Origin of the sequence: Streptomyces sp. enrichment culture, assembly GCF_964273255.1 — a bacterium.
Lineage (GTDB): Bacteria > Actinomycetota > Actinomycetes > Streptomycetales > Streptomycetaceae > Streptomyces.
On the sequence record NZ_OZ186835.1, the window covers coordinates 6,591,405 to 6,608,446 of the forward strand.

At 75.4% G+C, this 17,042-nt stretch carries 15 protein-coding genes; 6 read left to right on the forward strand and 9 right to left on the reverse strand.

Annotated features, from left to right (window positions below; genetic code table 11):
- Positions 1–20 precede the first annotated feature (20 nt).
- Entirely contained in the window at positions 21–821 is an 801-nt protein-coding gene (locus ACSU53_RS28840; RefSeq protein WP_437032462.1) for a VOC family protein, read from the reverse strand.
- Between the two features lie 265 nt (positions 822–1,086).
- On the opposite strand from ACSU53_RS28840, the gene ACSU53_RS28845 reads away from it, so the two are divergent.
- Positions 1,087–1,407: an ANTAR domain-containing protein gene (locus tag ACSU53_RS28845; RefSeq protein WP_437033467.1), complete on the forward strand. Its 321-nt coding sequence runs from the start codon at positions 1,087–1,089 to the stop codon at positions 1,405–1,407.
- Positions 1,408–1,540: 133 nt separating this feature from the next.
- Here the strand turns inward: ACSU53_RS28845 and ACSU53_RS28850 are convergent, their stop codons facing one another.
- The gene (locus ACSU53_RS28850) at positions 1,541–2,347 is read right to left on the reverse strand and encodes a SigB/SigF/SigG family RNA polymerase sigma factor (protein ID WP_437032464.1); all 807 of its coding nucleotides are present in this window, start codon (positions 2,345–2,347) and stop codon (positions 1,541–1,543) included.
- Positions 2,348–2,910: 563 nt separating this feature from the next.
- Here ACSU53_RS28850 and ACSU53_RS28855 point away from each other — a divergent pair.
- The gene (locus ACSU53_RS28855) at positions 2,911–3,432 is read left to right on the forward strand and encodes a hypothetical protein (RefSeq protein WP_437032465.1); all 522 of its coding nucleotides are present in this window, start codon (positions 2,911–2,913) and stop codon (positions 3,430–3,432) included.
- A 75-nt stretch (positions 3,433–3,507) separates the two neighbouring features.
- On the opposite strand, the gene ACSU53_RS28860 is transcribed toward ACSU53_RS28855, so the two are convergent.
- Together ACSU53_RS28860 and ligD are read right to left on the reverse strand one after the other, a co-directional pair.
- Positions 3,508–4,284 carry an NPP1 family protein gene (locus tag ACSU53_RS28860; protein ID WP_437032467.1) on the reverse strand — a complete coding sequence of 259 codons (777 nt, stop codon included), beginning with the start codon at positions 4,282–4,284 and terminating at the stop codon, positions 3,508–3,510.
- Between the two features lie 132 nt (positions 4,285–4,416).
- A complete protein-coding gene (gene ligD / locus ACSU53_RS28865) occupies positions 4,417–5,397 on the reverse strand; it encodes a non-homologous end-joining DNA ligase (protein ID WP_437032468.1) in 981 nt (326 codons plus the stop codon).
- 477 nt (positions 5,398–5,874) lie between these two features.
- On the opposite strand from ligD, the gene ACSU53_RS28870 reads away from it, so the two are divergent.
- Positions 5,875–6,351: a peroxiredoxin gene (locus ACSU53_RS28870; RefSeq protein WP_437032470.1), complete on the forward strand. Its 477-nt coding sequence runs from the start codon at positions 5,875–5,877 to the stop codon at positions 6,349–6,351.
- A 195-nt stretch (positions 6,352–6,546) separates the two neighbouring features.
- Here the strand turns inward: ACSU53_RS28870 and ACSU53_RS28875 are convergent, their stop codons facing one another.
- The 5 genes from ACSU53_RS28875 to ACSU53_RS28895 form a co-directional block, all read right to left on the reverse strand.
- Positions 6,547–7,158, reverse strand: a complete 612-nt coding sequence (locus ACSU53_RS28875) for a DNA polymerase ligase N-terminal domain-containing protein (protein WP_437032472.1) — start codon at positions 7,156–7,158, stop codon at positions 6,547–6,549.
- Positions 7,159–7,219: 61 nt separating this feature from the next.
- Positions 7,220–8,050: an aldo/keto reductase gene (locus ACSU53_RS28880; protein WP_437032474.1), complete on the reverse strand. Its 831-nt coding sequence runs from the start codon at positions 8,048–8,050 to the stop codon at positions 7,220–7,222.
- 558 nt (positions 8,051–8,608) lie between these two features.
- Positions 8,609–10,135, reverse strand: a complete 1,527-nt coding sequence (locus ACSU53_RS28885) for a metallophosphoesterase family protein (RefSeq protein ID WP_437032476.1) — start codon at positions 10,133–10,135, stop codon at positions 8,609–8,611.
- Positions 10,136–10,615: 480 nt separating this feature from the next.
- Positions 10,616–11,371, reverse strand: coding sequence for a dienelactone hydrolase family protein (locus ACSU53_RS28890; protein WP_437033469.1), 756 nt, complete (start codon positions 11,369–11,371; stop codon positions 10,616–10,618).
- 2 nt (positions 11,372–11,373) lie between these two features.
- Positions 11,374–11,994, reverse strand: coding sequence for an L-threonylcarbamoyladenylate synthase (locus tag ACSU53_RS28895; RefSeq protein WP_437032478.1), 621 nt, complete (start codon positions 11,992–11,994; stop codon positions 11,374–11,376).
- A gap of 469 nt (positions 11,995–12,463) precedes the next feature.
- On the opposite strand from ACSU53_RS28895, the gene ACSU53_RS28900 reads away from it, so the two are divergent.
- From ACSU53_RS28900 to ACSU53_RS28910, 3 genes are all read left to right on the forward strand, one after another.
- Positions 12,464–13,960, forward strand: a complete 1,497-nt coding sequence (locus ACSU53_RS28900; protein ID WP_437032480.1) for a helix-turn-helix domain-containing protein — start codon at positions 12,464–12,466, stop codon at positions 13,958–13,960.
- 611 nt (positions 13,961–14,571) lie between these two features.
- A complete protein-coding gene (locus ACSU53_RS28905) occupies positions 14,572–14,808 on the forward strand; it encodes a hypothetical protein (protein WP_437032482.1) in 237 nt (78 codons plus the stop codon).
- A 363-nt stretch (positions 14,809–15,171) separates the two neighbouring features.
- A complete protein-coding gene (locus tag ACSU53_RS28910) occupies positions 15,172–16,899 on the forward strand; it encodes a fatty acyl-AMP ligase (RefSeq protein ID WP_437032484.1) in 1,728 nt (575 codons plus the stop codon).
- The last annotated feature ends 143 nt before the right edge of the window (positions 16,900–17,042 follow it).

Consider the following 17,042-nt stretch of genomic DNA (forward strand, 5'->3'; position numbering starts at 1 on the left):
CGTGCCGGGGGGAGCGGGGATCAGCCGCGGCGCCGGCTCACCGTGAACCGGGCCCCGTCGGGGTCGGCGAGCACCGCCTCGTCCTCGTCCAGCGAGAGCACGGCACCCCCGTGCCGCTCGGCGGCCGCGGCACAGGCCGCGACGTCGGACACGGCGAAGTGCACCCGCCAGTGCGGCCGGATCGTCGGGTCCGGCGCCGACTCCAGCGCCCCCGACTCGATCCGCGCGACGACGTCCCCGCCGCTGCGCAGCACCACCTCGTCGCTCTCGTAGCGCACCTCGCACAGGCCCGGGCCTTGGGTGCCCCAGTCGAAGACCTCGCCGTAGAAGATGGCGGCGTCGAAGGCGTCGCGGGTGTGCAGCCGGATGGAGACCGGCTGGGCGCGGTGCCAGGTCATCCAGTCGGTGAACAGCTCACCCTCCCAGACCCCGAAGGCCGCCCCGTCCCGGTCGGCCAGCAGCGCCGCCCGGCCCGGCGGCAGCGAGAGGGGGCCGACCGCGAGGGTGCCGCCCCGCTCCTGCACCCGGCTGACCGCCTCGTCGGCGCTGCGCACGGCGAAGTACGGGGTCCAGGCCACGGCCATCTGCCACATGGTGGCGACCGCCGCGATGCCGGCCACGGGCGCTCCGTCCGCGAGCGCCACCCGGAACGGGTCGCCGAGCCGGGCGGGCCGCCATTGCCAGCCCAGCACGGCGCTGTAGAACTCCTCGGTCGTCCGGACGTCGCGGCTCGTCAGACTCACCCAGCAGGGCGCGCCGTACACGGCGTGCGTCGAGACGACGTCCGTCGCGCCGGTGGGGGAGGGCATGTCGTGGTTCATGGAAGTCGCGTCCTGATCTCTTCGGCCGGGCAGCCACCGCATGGACACCAGTGTCCGGCCCGGACTGCCTCGGGCGCCTGCCGAGTACCCCGGCGGCACCACCGAAACGAAGATCCGGAATGGTCCGCTCCGCCCCGGTGGCAGAGGGCGGGGCGAGTGGCGACCATGGAGGGGCGGACACTGAGTGAAGGCACTCAAGCACTCTGCGACGGCAAGACGACGGCAACACGACGACGGCACACCGGATCCGGAGGTGACCGTGACGATGCCCACGGACGAGGGCGCGGACCGAATACTCCGACTGGAGGAGGAGGTCCAGCAGCTCAAGGACGCCGTGGTCTCCCACGCGGTGGTGGACCAGGCGATCGGCATGGTCGTCGCCCTCGGGCGGGTCTCGCCCGACCAGGGATGGACGGTGCTGCGGGAGGTCTCCCAGCGCACCAACATCAAGCTCCGCAACATCGCCGACCTGATCCTGGTCTGGGGCCGGACGGGGCTCCTGCCCCCGGAGGTGCGCGCGGAACTGGAGGACGCCCTGGACCGGCTGGGCCCCACCCGCGTACCGGGAGCACCGCCGGAACCCTGACGTCGCGGCCGGGCGGCCGGGGTCTCCGGCCGCTCCGGTCCGCCGTCCTCCTCCTGCGACCGTCCCCGTTCCGCGGCCGTCCCCGTTCCTCGTCTGTCTCCGTTCCGCGTCCGGTCCTCGCCCGCGCCGGCCGTCAGGAGCCCTCGGGCAGCAGCTGAGCCCGCAGCTGGGCAAAGCAGCCGCTCAGGAGCCGGGAGACGTGCATCTGCGAGATGCCGAGCTGCTCGGCGATGTCGCTCTGCGTCATCCCGCGGAAGAAGCGCAAGTACAGGATGAGCCGTTCGCGTTCCGGCAGCGCCTCCAGGCACGGGCGGGCCGCCACCCGGTCCACGACCTGGTCGAACGCCGGGTCGGGGCCGCCCAGCGAGTCCCCCAGCGCGTAGCCGTCGGTGCCCGGCAGTTCGGCCTCCAGCGACAGCGCGGTGAAGCACTCCAGGGCTTCCGAGCCGGTCCGCACCTCCTCCTCCGTCAGCCGCGCGTGCGCGGCGATCTCGGCGACCGTCGGCGCCCGGCCGGCGGTGCTCTGCGCGAGGTCCCGGACGGCGACGCGCACCCGGTTGCGCAGGTCCTGGACGCGGCGCGGCACGTGCAGGGTCCACATGTGGTCCCGGAAATGGCGTTTGATCTCGCCGGTGATGGTCGGCACCGCGTACGCCTCGAAGGCGTGCCCGCGCGCCGGGTCGTAGTGGTCGACGGCCTTCACCAGGCCCAGGGACGCCACCTGGTACAGGTCCTCCAGGGTCTCGCCGCGGCCCCGGAAGCGGACCGCGAGCCGCTCCGCCATGGGCAGCCAGGCCCGTACCAGGGAGTTGCGCAGCTCCCGGCGTTCCAAGCCGTCGGGCAGCCGGGCCAGCCGGGCGAAGTCGGCGGACGTGTCGGGGGCGTCGTCGTGCGGATGCGGCGTGCTCGTGGTGCCGGTGAGGCCGGTGGCGATACGCATGGGGCGCACCTCCCTGAGCGGGGTGCCGGGGGACAGACACCGGGGAGGCGCGGACTCGGATCATGGGTACACCCGGGATGCGGCGCGCCGTTCCCGCGGACGTGCCTCCTGTCCGAAGCACTGAGCGTTCTTTTCCCGTGGCGCGGCATTTCGAAACGGTTCCGCAGCGATATGCGAAATCCTTCGGGAACGCCGTGCGATATCGGCCCGGGGAAGCCCTGGGAACAATATGCATTCCGGAACCGGAAAACACATGCGGGGCCGCGCACGGTGCGGAACCGGCGGAATTCGAAGGGTGAGGTGACCGGGCCGGGTGCGCGGCGGCCGGCGGCGGCCCGCCCGCCCTGCCCCCGCCCCCAACGGGACGGACGGCGGACGGCGTCCGGACGTGATGTGCGGCACGCCCGTCCGGGGTCCGGCGCGGACCCCCGGCCGATTGCTCCAGCGCAGCGCTTGATCGTCGATCAGAAGGGGCGAACTGCCTGTCCACGCCGCATTCTGCCCATTTGACAGTGCGCTGAGCCCACAGATAGGAAACTGCCACAGAAGTCGAGAGGGGCACTGTGTACGAGCCGAACGTGGTCGGGGACTGGCAGGAGTACGACGAGCATGCCGGTCTGCGCGTCCGCGTCCACCGTCTGGAAGCGGGCGAACCGCCGCGGGGGCGTGACGAGGCGGCCGAAGGGCTGACGTACTTCAGTGTCCGCGTGACCGTCGAGAACCGCGGGCGGCGCGCTGTCGGAATTCATCTCGAGGACGGCCAGATCGACGTACGCGTCGGCCCCGACGGGGAAAGTGCCTTCATCGACTGGCGCAACTCCCAGTTCATCGAGGGATTCGACGTCTATCCGCTGCGCCGCGCCACCGCCGTCGTCCACGCGGCCGGACGCGAGGCGTCCCTGAGCCACGTCGACGTCCAGGTCCAGCTGCGCGTCGACGAGGAGTGGACCGGACGCCGGCTGTGGACCGGCGGCATCGGTGTGCACGAGAGGACACCGGGGACGCCCGCGGCGGCGGGCCGGGAGAGCCTCGCCCAGCAGGTGAGCGTCTTCCTCCAGGACCAGGCGGAGGAGGGGACCGCCTGACGGGGGCGTCCGCGCCGCCGCCACAGCCCTCTGGGGCACGGTGACGGCGGCGTGGACGCCCGCGACTCACACCCCTCAGCCGTTCGGGTCGAACGGGATCCCCGACGGCTTCGCCTTGGCCAGGTGGGAGGAGAAGCTCCCGTCCTTGAGGCCGAAGTGGGCGCTGCCGAAGTCGTGGGAGACGAGCTTGTCGCGCAGCCCGGGCGGATAGCCGTCCCAGCCGACCAGCGGCGGGTACTGCCAGGTGCCCTTGTGGTTCTCCGGCGGCTCGTCGCCCGCGGTGGCCAGGCGGAAGCAGTGCGTGCTGATGCCGTCCTTGTGGTAGACGACCTTCGGGTGGGTGCCCTCGAAGCGGACGGCCGAGCGGGCGTGCACCGAGAACGAGCCGTGGTTGGACGTCGCCACGTACTCCGCCCTCCCGTCCCGCACCCACACCACCACGTGCTCCCAGTCGTGCCGGTGCCCGCCGAGGCTGACGCCGGGCAGCGCCTGGTCCTTCTCGAAGTAGAGGGCGTAGACGATCGCGCACCAGCCGTTGTTGCACGTGGAGCGCGCGTAGCCGTTGGTGTTGTCCAGGTCGGAGGCGTCCCGGCAGTTGCCGTTGAGGGCGCCGGTCGGTTTCAGTCCCGCGTTGACGGTGCCGTCGGGGCCGATGGCGGCGGAGGAGTAGCAGCCGTCCTTGTCGTAGTCGTAGGCCGGCTGGAAGGTCCGCTCGAGTTCGCTCGCGTCGGCCGGCAGCGCCGGTGGCGGTGCGGCGAAGGCGGTGGCGGGGAAGGCCAGCACCAGCGCGGCGGCTCCGGCGAGACCGGTCAGCCATCTCCTGCGGTGGGTCCGGGACGTGCTCGGGGACACTGCGTCCTCCTCCTGGCTCGGGCGCAGCCCAACGGCTGTGGGGGGCAAGGGCGTTCAGCTTGGCGGCTGGACGCTCCGGTGCCAAGAGCCGTACGGTGCAAGGCCGTTGAGGGGGAGTGGATCCGTTCCGGATCAGCCCGCGTCGTCCGGAATGTCGGCGGCCGACTCCTCGGGGGCGAGGTCGGGGCGCAGGCGCAGCCACGACGGCTGGCGCAGCCGCCCGTCCCGGGTGCGGGTGCTGTAGCGGACCTCGCCGACGAGCCGGGGCACCACCCAGTGCGCGCCGGGCACCGCCGGCACCGGGTCGAAGGGGCACACGTCGGTCGCCGCCGCCCGCAACAGGCCCGCCAGCTCGGTCCGTTCGTCCTCGCTCCAGCCGGTGCCCACCCCGCCGACGTACCGCAGCCGTCCCGCGGCCCGCTGCCCCACGAGGACGGCGCCCGGCAGCCCCGTCAGCCGCCCCTTGCCGGGCAGCCAGCCGCCGACCAGCACGTCCTCGCTGCGCATGTTGCGGATCTTGATCCACGCCCGGGACCGCACTCCCGGCTCGTACACCGAGTCCAGCCGCTTGCAGACCAGCCCCTCCAGCCCGTGCTCACGGGTGGCCCGCAGCGCCTGCGCGCCGTGTCCCACCAGCGCGGACGGGGTGGACCAGGACGGCCCCTCCAGGCCGAGCCCCTCCAGGGCCTCGCGGCGGCGCACGTAGGGGAGGCGGAGCAGGGACCGCCCTTCCAGGTGCATCACGTCGAACAGGATCAGGTGGACGGGCACGGCCGCCGCCCGCCGTGCCGCCCTGCCGGGCGCGTGCGCCAGTCCCATGCGGGACTGCAGCAACTGGAAGCTGGCGCGCCCCTGTTCGTCCAGTGCCAGGATCTCGCCGTCCAGCACGGCCGGGGTGCGGCCGAGCGCGGTCGCCAGGGGAAGGAGTTCCGGGTACGCGCCGGTGATGTCGTGACCCGACCGGGCGCGCAGCACGATACCGCCGTCCCCGGGGAGGTACACCACTACGCGCTGACCGTCCTGCTTGGTCTCGTAGGCCCAGCGGGCGTCCGCGGCGGGGGGCGGGAGCGTGCCGGAGGTGGCGAGCATGGGGGCGATCTGCGGCAGGGTCACGGGTGAGGTGTGGACGCCCGCCGGGGCCGCCACGCGCGGCACCCGGCGCTTTCCCCCGAACGGGGGCCGGAACCGGTCCGGGTGTCTCAGCGGCCGGCCGCGCCGGCGGGCGGCGGGCCGCCCCGGCCCGGCCGGGGGCGGGTGAGGGCCCCTCGTCCTGCCGCCGCCGGAGACCCGCCCGGCCCGCCGGACGCCCACTTACCGTCCGGTAATGTTGCGGCCCACATCCCATGGAGGAGGAACCGTGCCCCGGTCGCCCCGCACGCCCCTGCCGCTCGCCGGCCCGCCGGCCGCCGCGGGCACCGCCCCGGTCCGTCGCCCCGGGGGCACGCACGCTGTCCCCGCCCCCGCACCCCGACCCGCGGACCGGACCGTGCCGCAGGGCGGGCGGCGCACGCCGGCCCGCGCGCTGCCGGCCCGGCACCTGCCGCAGGCGCCGTGGGCGTGCGCGGCGGCCCGGGGCGCCAGGGGCGCCGCGTGAGCGGGGGCGTCGCCGTCGGCGACGTCGTCGAGGACTTCGCGCTGCCGGACGAGACGGGCACCGAGCGCAGGTTGTCGGAACTGCTCGCCGACGGGCCGGTGGTGCTGTTCTTCTATCCCGCCGCGCTGACCCCCGGCTGCACCGCGCAGGCCTGCCACTTCCGGGACCTGGCCGCCGAGTTCGAGGCCGTCGGCGCCCGGCCGGTGGGCATCAGCGGCGATCCCGTGGAGCGGCAGGCGGAGTTCACCGGGCGGCACACCCTCGGGATGACCCTGCTCTCCGACGCCGACGGCACCGTGCGGGAGCGGTTCGGCGTGAAGCGGGGCTTCGCCCTCGCCCCCACCAAGCGGGCCACCTTCGTCGTCGCCCGGGACCGCACCGTGCTCGGCGTGGTCCGCAGCGAACTGCGGATGAACGCCCACGCGGACCGGGCGCTCGCCACGCTCCGCGCGCACGCCGCCGGCTCCGGCTGACCGGGGCCGGTGGCGGCGGCCGCCCCGGCGGCGCCGCACGCGTCGGGTCACCGGTGGCGTTCCGCGTGCCGGTGACGACGTGTCCGGCGTCCGGACCGCGGCGGACGATCGTGTCGGCGCGAGGGGGTGTGCGGCCGGTCCGTCCCGGCGGTCGTGGAGGCCGTGGACCGAGCGCCCGCGTTTCCGCCGCCCGGCTCAGCCCTCCTCGTCGGCGGCGACCTGCGCCAGGGTGCGGCCCGACCGGGCCGAACGGGCCCGGCGCGGATCGGGCGCCCCGCGGCCGCCGCCCCCCGACCGGGCCTTGCGCACCAGCAGCCACGCCTGCTCGCCGTCGCCCTCCCCGTCCCCGCGGAAGCGGGTGAGCGCGTAGACGCCGCGCAGTTTCCTGCCGCGCAGGCGGAACGTGGCGTGCCCGCGGCGCAGCGACTCGGCGAAGTCGACGGGGCGGCCCCGTCTGTCGTGGCTGAGCGGCTCGTACGTGCCGAGGTCCCAGACGATGACCGTGCCGCCGCCGTACTCGCCGCGCGGGATCACGCCCTCGAACTCCTCGTACTCCAGCGGGTGGTCCTCCGTGGGGACGGCCAGCCGCTTGTCCCGGGGATCGGCGGACGGGCCCCGGGGCACCGACCACGACGTGAGCACGTCGCCGACCCGGAGCCGGAAGTCGAAGTGCATCCGGCGCGCGTCGTGGATCTGCACGACGAAGCGGAGGGCCGGGTCCTTGTCCGCCGTCCGGCCCCGGGGCTCTCCGGTACGTCCGAAGTCCCGTCTGGCGTGGTAGTCCCGCAGCCGGTCCCGCTCGCCCACGGTGGCACTCCTCTCCGTGCGGGCCCTCCCCGCGCGGGCCCCGGGTACCCGCACGGCGGTCTCAGAACTCCTCGTGCACGTCCGGGTCGCCGCCGAGCCGGCGATGCGCCCGGTCGGAGAGGGTCCGCATCTGGGCGTCGTCGAGGGTGAAGCCGAACACGTCCAGGTTCGCCCGCTGCCGCGCCGGGTCGGAGGACTTCGGCACCGGCAGCGCCCCGAGCTGGACGTGCCACCGCAGGATCGCCTGGGCGGGCGTCACCCCGTGGGCCTCCGCCACGGCGGCCACCGCCAGGTCGTCCAGGAGCTGCGAGCCCCGGCCCAGCGGGCTCCAGCTCTCGGTGAGCACGCCCTTCCCGGCGTGGTGGGCCCGCAGCTCCTCCTGCGGGAAGAACGGGTGGAGCTCGATCTGGTTGACCGAGGGCAGCACGCCCGTCTCGCGCTCCAGCCGGCCGATGTGCTCCGCGGTGAAGTTCGAGACGCCGATCGACCGCACGAGACCCCGCTCGCGCAGCTCGATCATCGCCCGCCAGGAGTCGGTGTACCGGTCGACGCGGGGCAGCGGCCAGTGGATCAGGTACAGGTCGACGTGGTCCAGGCCGAGCCGGGAGCGGGACTCCTCGAACGAGGCGAGGGTCTCCTCGTAGCCGTGGTGGCGGCCCGGCAGCTTCGTCGTCACCACGATCTCCTCGCGGGGGACGCCCGACCGCGCGACCGCACGGCCGACACCGGTCTCGTTGCGGTAGTTCGCCGCCGTGTCGATCAGGCGGTAGCCCGCTTCCAGGGCCGTCGTCACCGCCCGCTCCGCCTCCGCGTCGTCCATCGGCCAGGTGCCCAGGCCCAGGGCGGGGATCGTCGTGCCGTCGTTCAGCGTGTGGCTCGGGATGCTGCTCACGGGTGGACCTTCCGGTGGGAGTCTCGTCCCTCCACCCTCCTGGACGGGACGGGGGGTGATCAACCGGAGGGCGGTCGCGGCACGGCGGGGCTTCGGCAACGGCGCCGTCCCGCCTCCCGTTCCTGTCCCCTCGGAACCGGCCGGCCGGCCGACGGGAGAGGCGTGCCGGAGCCGGGGAGGTGACGGACACGAGGGTCTGCGGGGCGGGACCGGCGGGATCGGGGCGAGCCGTGCGACCGGCCGGGCGGAGGCGGTCGGGCGGGGCGTGCGGGACCGGCGGGGCGTGTGGGACGGGCGGGACGGGCGACGACGGTGTGCGGATGCTGCTGGACCAGGGCCCCGGCCCGCGTACCCGGTGCGCTTCCGCCGGGAGCCGGGCAGCGCGGCGGGCCGGGACGGCCGGGCGGCCATCCACCTCGCCCCGTCCGACGCCGCCCGCCTCGGCCAACCACGCGTCATGCACCGCGTGATGCTCGTCGCCGTGGACGCCCCGGTGGGGTGGACGGCCGCCCGTCCGAAGCGCTGACGGGCACCGCCCCGGACGCCGGTGAGCCGTCGTCACCCCGACGCCGCGCCGGGCAGCGGGATCAGCACCTCGTCCTCGACCGGCGGATCGGTCTCGTGCGCGCGGTTCCCGGTCGCCGCGTGGCAGCGCAGCCGGACGGCGTCCGGGGTGACGTCCAGGCGCAGGAAGCTCTTGAAGAACGGCGGGCTGTACGTCGCCGACCCGGGCGAGAACAGCTGCGCGTACAGCTTGCGAACCGGCAGCCGGAACCGCCTGGCCCGGTCGGGCCGGCGGCCGGTGCCCAGCAGCCCGGCGACCAGCCGCATGCGCCGGGTCACCCGGGCGGGCGCGCCCGGCGCCCGCGTCGGGCCGATGCCCAGGCGTTCGGCGATCACGGCGGCGGCCTCCGCCTCGGTCAGGGAGAACAGGCGGGGCAGGCGCAGCCGCCGCCCGTACAGCGCGCTGTAGAACGCCAGGGAGTCGCCGCGCAGCGGGTAGCAGCGGAAGTCCCGTTCCGTCACGCCGGCGACGTCGACGCGCGGGATGGTGTGGGTGGCGTGCGTGAACGCGCCGCCCCCGCCCGCCACCACGTACTGCAGGACACGGCCGTCGGGCAGCCGCACCGGGTACCGCTGGTAGTTGTGGATGTCGCCGCCGATCGCCGCCACGTACCGGTGCTCGGGGTCGCGGACGACGGCGTCGACGGTGCCGCCGCCCTCGATGGCGCACGGACGGTGCCGGCCGTCCACGTACAGCGGCGATCCCGTGATCAGGATCTTCGGGCGCGGGCCGCGCGAGACCTCCCGGAGCCAGGCGCCCTGCCGGGCGTCGACGGTGCCCAGCAGCCCGGTGTCGATGCCTATGATCCGCACCGGTCCGGCGTCGAGGGCCCAGTACGGGCCGGGCTGCACGGCCTGCTGGCCGGGCGCCGGCCGCAGGGCCCGGGCCTCGTCGAGGCGCAGCCCGTCGCCGGGGCGCGGCCGGTGCCACAGCAGCGCGCGGAACCAGGCCCGCGTCAGGAGGCGGGGGGCGGGCCCGGGCGGCAGGGCCGGGGCGTCGCCGCAGAAGACGCGCATGAACGCGCCGAGGTCCTCGTACCAGTCGTGGTTGCCGGGTATCGCGTAGACGGGCGCCGGATAGTCCCGGTAGGGCCGGAAGAACTTGGCGGCGTAGTCGTCGGCGCTGCCCACCGGGTAGATCACATCGCTGGCCAGCACCGCGAACCGGGTGTCCCGGCCGGCCTCCAGCAGCCCCGGCACGACCGCGTACTGCGGCTCGCCGCCCTCACCCGTGTCGCCGATCACCAGGAACGAGAAACGGTCGGGGTCGTCCCGGCGGATCACCTTGTCGGCGGGCGCGCCGGCCGCCTCCCGCTGCGCCACCCACCGGTCGCGGGTCGCTCCCGTCGGGTCGCCGAACCAGGACGCGAGGACGCCGTTGCGGGCCGCCCACAGCATCCTCGGGTCGAGCCAGGAGATCCGGCTCCGGCGCTCCGAGGCGGGCATCAACTGCCGGTAGGTGCCGCGTTCCGCGGGCCCCCAGCCGGCTCCTTCGGCGGTCTCGCGCGATGAGGTGGACATCGGGGAACCGTAACAACGGTGCGACCGGGGGCCGGAGGGCGGGGCGGACGCGTGGGCGGGGAGGAACTGCCGCTGTGGCGGCGGTGGTTGGGATGGGTGCCGCGGGCGTCCCGCAGTGCAGTGCGTGCTGCGTTCGCGGTCCCGTCGGCTGTCGGCCGCCGGTGGCCGGCTGTCGGCGGCCGGTGGCCGGCTGTCGGTGTCGGTCTGCCGGCCGCCGGTTCGTCGCCCCCGCCGTTCCTCCCAGCACGGGCCGGTTGGTCCCGCACCGGCCGGCCGGTCCCGCACCGGCCGGTCGCCTTCACGGATCGACCGGCACCGGTCCGTCCTGCACCGGTCCGTCCTGCACCGGTCCGTCCCGAGTCGGTTCGTTCTCCGTCCCCCGGTCGGTACGCCGCCGTTCCGTCCGCCGCCCCATCGCTCCGCCCTCCGCCCGCCGGTGCGTCCACCGGCGGCCGTCCGTCCTGAGGACCGGTCGGCGGCTCAGAAGGTGCGCCGCAACAGGTCCAGCAGCGCCGCCCAGTGGCGTTCGTCGGCCGACCGGTCGTAGGCCGACGTGTCGGCCTGCGTGAAGCCGTGGGCGGCCCCGGCGTACACCTCGCAGCGGTGGCGCACCCCCGCCTCGGTCAGGGCGTCCTCCAGGCGCTCGATCTGCTCCCGGGGGAGTGACGGGTCCTGATCGGCGTGGCCGAAGTACAGCTCGGCGGTCACCCGGCCCGCCACGCGGTGCGGGCTGTCCGGCCGGTCGGTGGCGAGCCGCCCTCCGTGGAACCCGGCGGCCGCCGCCACCCGGTCCGGGTGGCCGCCCGCGGTGCGCAGGGCGAGCGCCGCGCCCATGCAGTAGCCGGTCACGGCCACCGGGCCCTCGGCGGCCGCCGGGCACGCGGCCAGCCACCGCAGGTGGGCGCCGGCGTCGCGCACCGCCCGCTCGGGCGTCAACTGGCGCATCAGCGGCATCATCCGACGGAGGATCAGGCCGCGCGACCGGTCGTCGACGAACGCGGGCACCTCGGCCACCGGGGCGGGACCACGCCGGTAGAACACGTTCGGCACCAGCACCGTGTAGCCGGCCCCGGCGAGCCGGTCGGCCATCGCCCGTACGGCCGGGCGCAGACCGAAGGCGTCCGTGTGGACCAGCACCGCGGGGCGGGGCTCCCCGTCCGCCGGATGCGTCAGGTAGGCGTCGGCGACCCCGTCCGCGGTGGGCACGTCGACGCGGGTGCCCCGCACGGCGGTCACGGTCACTCGAAGCGCGAGACGTCGCCGGCGCCCCGGCGGACGATGTCGGCCTCGCCGCCGGAGAAGTCGATCACCGTGGTGGGTTCGGTGCCGCAGTCACCCGAGTCCAGCACCGCGTCCACCACGTGGTCGAGACGGTCCTTGATCTCCCAGCCCTGGGTCATCGGTTCGTCCTCGCCCGGCAGCAGCAGCGTGCTGGACAGCAGGGGCTCACCGAGCTCGGCGAGCAGCGCCTGGGTGACGACGTGGTCGGGGATGCGCACACCGACGGTCTTCTTCTTCGGGTGCTGGAGCATGCGCGGCACCTCCTTCGTCGCGGGCAGGATGAAGGTGTAGCTGCCCGGCGTGGACGCCTTGACCGCGCGGAACACGTCGTTGTCGATCCGGACGAACTGGCCCAGCTGCGCGAAGTCGCGGCACACCAGGGTGAAGTGGTGCCGGTCGTCCAGCTTGCGGATGGTGCGGATCCGGTCGATGCCGTCACGGCTGCCCAGGCGGCAGCCCAGGGCGTAGCAGGAGTCCGTCGGATACGCGATCAGAGCGTCCGAACGGATGCTCTCGGCCACCTGGGAGATGGTGCGCGGCTGCGGATTGTCGGGGTGCACGTCGAAGTACTTCGCCATTCACCGAGCTTATGCCTCCCACGCGGCAGGGGAGCACCACCGGCCCCGGGCGTCCCCGCCGGTCGCGTGTCCCCGCCCGGGGCCCGGACCGTGACGGGCCGCCGCCGTGCCGGGGACCGGCGGCGGCCGCACCCGTCCTCCGGTCCCGCGGCCGTCCTCCGGTCCCGCGGCCGGCGACCGGCGCAAGCGGGCGGCTCCGCGCTGGGAGCCGTCCCCTCGCCCGGTGGGCCCCACGCGCAGGCGGCTCACCTCCGCTCGGGATGAGCCCCGCACGGCGGTGGGGTAACGTCCCCGGACTGGCCGGAACAGTGAGCGCGACGAGGGGAAGGCCGAGGTGACAGGCGGTAGGGACGGTGTCCGGCGGCCGAGTGGGACAGGTGGGGCGGACGTGCCTCGTGGGGCGCGGACGGGAGCGACGGAAGGGCCCGGAGAGGCCGCAGGGACAGGGCGGACCGCCCGGCGCGGCGCGGTGGCGGGGGACTCCGGGCCCGGGGGCGGCGACAGCCCCGCCTGGGCGCGGGAACTGCTGGAGCACCTGCGCCCGGCCGGGCGCGACCTCGGGAGGGTCGTCGACTGGCTGGCCGGAAACGTACGAGGGACCGCGACCCTCCAGGACGCGGACGGCACGCTCCTCGCGGGGGTGCCCCTGCCACTGGACCGGGACCTCGTCACCGGGATCACCTCCGGGCGGCTCGCCTCCGCCGCCTGGGAGGGGAACGGACGGCACCTGCGGCTGGCCAAGGTCGGGCACGCCGACCGGGTCCACGTGCTGGCGGTCTCCCGCCCGGACCCCTTCGAGCGGCACGCCTCCGAGGCCGTCACGCACACCGCCCAGGTGATCGAACTCCTGCTGGCCGCGCGGGAGAGCACGGTGGCCGGCCGGCGGCTGCGCCGCGCCACCGCCGACCTGCGGCTGGCGATCCTGCAACTGCTCATGGTGGAGGACACCGTCTCCGCCCGCCGGGTCGCCGCCGGGCTCTGGCCGGGCCTGCTCGACGCGGAGACGGCGTGCGTCTACGTGATGGAGTCCGACGCCGCACGGCGCGACCGGCTCGCCGAGGAGTGCCTGGACACCACCGAGGAGGAGGCCCTGGTCGTACGGTGCCCGGCCATGGACGGTCACGTGATCGTCGTGAGCCCCCGCGAGGCCACGGCCGCCGCCCTGCGCTCCCTGGTGCGGCGCCACCCCGGCACCTACCTCGGCGGCAGCGTGTGGCAGAGCCTCGCCCGCACCGCCACGGCGTACGGACAGGCGGTCAGCGCCCTCGCCGTCGCCCGCTTCCGGCCCGACAGGACGGCCGTGTACGCCGAGCGCACCCGTCCCGAACGCCTGATGGACCCGGCGGCCCTGCGCGGCTGGACCGCCGCCGTGCTGCGTCCGCTCGAAGCGCTGCCGCACCACACCCGGGCCGAACTGGTCGCCACCACCCGCCTCGGTCTGGAGTTCACCGCGGTCAACACCGCCAAGATCCTCGGCGTCAGCCGCAACACCGTGCGCGCCCGCATGGAGCGCGTCGAGTCCATGCTGGGCACCGACTTCGACGACATCGCCGCACGGGCCGTCGTGCACCTGGCACTGCGCACCCAGATCAACCTCCAGGACGGGCGGGTGGGCGCCGACCCCGGGGCGCCGCCCACCGGGCTCGCCGGCCTGCTGGCCGGCCCCGCGGTGCGGACCTGGGCCGAGCAACTGCTCGGCCGTCTCGACGAGGACTCCCGCGACCTGCGCCGCACCCTGCGCACCTGGATCGCCGCGGGCGGCAACGCCGAGCGGGCGGCGCAGTCCCTCGGGGTCCACGCCCAGACCGTGCGCGAGCACGTGCGCAGCGCGGAACCGGTCCTGGAACGCCAGTTGCCCGCCTTCGGCACGGACCTCTACGAGGTCGTCCTCGCCCACCTCGCGGTGGGCGACCTGCCCCGGCCGGCGTTCGCCGGGGAAGCGGACCGCCGGCCGTCGCCCGCGTGACCGCGGAGGGCTCGGCCGGTGACCGGCCGGGGGCGCCGCAGCGGCGGAGCGGCCGGAGCCGGTCCGCCGGCCGTTTGTCCCCGAGGCGGGCATACCCGGGCGTACCGGACGCGGTTGTGCACGGTTGAGTCCTCCGGCGGCTCCACCGGGCACGGACGCAGTACCCAGGTCCGCGGCAGGTCACGTAATTTCCTGCGTGGCGCGGGAGTGCGACCGGAACGGGGGACCGGTCGGCTCCCGCGCCGTCCGTCGTCCGCCGCCCCACGGCCGTCCTCCGGCCTGCCAGGTCCCGCCCCCGGGGGGCCGTCCCCTCCGCCGCCCCGGGTTTCCGGCGCCCCGGTCGGCCGCCCCCGGCCGTCGCCCACCGGCGGCGCCCGGCGACTCCGCGCGCCTCCCGCCCGCGCCCCCGCTCCCGTACGGCCCCCGGCCCCGGCGCCCGCCCATCACGCCGAAGGTGCCGTGTGTCCCCGTCCGGAAGGTACCGTGTGCCCCCGTACGGGAGGGGTACCCGACCGCCGCAGCGGGGTCCGGCGCCCCGGTCGCGGAGCGGTCCACCGGCGCCGCGACCGGCGGAGGGCCCCGGCCGAAGCACCGCTATGGAGGAGGTCGGAATGGGCAGCGAGTCGGAGACCGGCGGCGTCACCGGTACGAAGGACAAGGACTACAACCTGATCTGGTACGTCGAGGCATGCCTGAGCAACGCGCTCCGCCTCGAGAGCTACATCCAGGACGCCGAGCGGGCCGGCGACAAGGAGGTCGCCGACCTGTTCCGCAAGGCTCAGGCCGACAGCCGCAAGGGGGCCGAGCTGGGCAAGGACCTGTTGCGGGGGCGCCTGGGCGGAGGCTGACGCTCCGGCGGACCGGGCCCGGCCGTGCACGCACCGCGCGCCGGCCGGGCCTTCGGCGTTCCCCCCGGAGGAGTCGCACACATCTGCTACGGTCGCCTACGCGTCCAACTCGGTTGGTTACGCAGTGTTCACGTCCGCCCGTCGTAGCGGGCGGAAGCGGTTGCTGCCGTGCCACGCGCCGGTAGCTCGCCCAACGGGGGCTCGGGGAGCGGGTGTTGACCACACCGGTGCTCCCTGGGGTGTCAACGGCACGGTCTGGCAAGGGGGCCAGGCCCGCCGCGGCGTCGCGCGTACCCGGAAGACGCGGCCCTCACTCCGGTTCCTCGCACCGACGCGCCGACGCAGAACAGGTGATTCTCCTCCATGGCCCGATCCCTGGTCGACCTGCTGTTCCACCACGCCGCCGAGCACCCCGGCCGGACCGCCTACCGCTTCCTCGTCTCCGGGGACGGCGACGGCGAGGTCCGCACCGTGTCCTACGCCCGGCTCGCCGAACGGGCCCGCGCCGTCGCCGCCTGGCTGCAGGACCGCGGCCTGACCGGCTCGCGCGCCCTGCTGATGTACCCGCCCGGCCTGGAGTTCGTCTCCGCCTACCTCGGCTGTCTCGCCGCCGGAGTCGTCGCCGTCCCCGGTGTTCCCCCGCGCGGCCGCGCCCACGACCACCGGGCGCTGACCCGCATGAGGCGCCTGACGGCCGACGCCGAGGCCACCGTCGTCCTCGGCGACCACGAGGTGGTCACCGGGCTGGACGCCCTGGCCGAGCACCTGCCGGAGCCGGCCGGCCCCACCACCCGGGTGGCCACCGAGGACATCCCCGACGAACTGGCCGCCGCCTGGCGGGAGCCCGGCCTCGGCCCCGGCACCGTGGCCTTCCTGCAGTACACGTCCGGCTCCACCTCCGCCCCGCGCGGGGTGATGGTGACCCACGGCAACCTGCTGGACAACGAGCGGGTCATCACCGAGCGGCTGGGCCACACCCCCGACGTCCTCGCCGCGTACGACCACGAGCTGTTCGTCAGCTGGCTGCCCGTGTACCACGACATGGGCCTCATCGGCCCGGTCCTGAACACCGTCTACACCGGCGCCACCAGCACCCTGTTCTCCCCGCTGGACTTCCTGCGCCGGCCCCGGCGCTGGCTCGACGCCGTCAGCCGCTACCGTCCGCACACCAGCGGCGCCCCCAACTTCGCCTACGAACTGGCCCTGAGGCACGCCTCGCCCGACGTCCTCGACGGACTCGACCTCAGCCGCTGGAGGGTCGCCTTCAACGGCGCCGAGCCGGTGCGGGCGGCCACCCTGCGGCGCTTCGCCGACACCTTCGCGCCGGCCGGGTTCCGCCCCGAGGCCCTCAACCCCTGCTACGGCCTGGCCGAAGCCACCCTCATGGTCACCGCGGGCCCGGTCGGTGCCCCGCCCACCCTGCTGCGCGCCGACGACGAGGGCCCGCATTCCGGGGCGGCCGACGCGGCGGCCGTCGGCACCGGGCGCCCCGGCCCCGGTCTGACCGTGGTCATCGCCGACCCCGAGACCCACGCCGAACTGCCCGACGGCGAAGTCGGCGAGATCCGCGTCGGCGGGCCGAGCGTCGCCCAGGGCTACTGGCGCAACGCCCTCGCCACCCGCGAGACGTTCCGCGCCGGGGTCAACGGCCGGGAGGGACGGTTCCTGCGCACCGGCGACCTGGGCTTCCTGCGCGGCGGCGAACTCTTCGTCACCGGCCGCCTCAAGGACCTCATCGTCGTCGACGGCCGCAACCACTACCCGCAGGACCTCGAACTCACCGCCGAGACGGCCCACCCCGCCCTCCGCCCCGGCTGCACCGCCGCCTTCGCCGTCGACGCCGGCGCCGACGGCGAACGGGCCGCCCTCGTCGCCGAGACGGCACCGGAGGCCGCGGGAGAGGCGGAGAAGATCACCGATGTGGTCCGCGGCGCCCTCGCCGACGCCCACGGACTCGCCGTCCGCGACGTCGTCCTGGTGCGGCCCGGCACCATCCCCAAGACGTCCAGCGGGAAGATCCAGCGCCACGCCTGCCGGGCGGCGTTCCTCGACGGGGCCCTGTCCCGGATCGACGCGCCGCCCGCCGGGTGACGCGGGGCCGCACCGCCCGCCGGGCCGTGCCGCACCGCCGCTCCCGGCCCCCGCGGGCCGCCGCCGCGGCACGGCCCGCCACCGGCACGCCCCGCCGCCCCGCCCCGCCGGACCGCCGGACGGCCGGACCGCCTACGAACGGT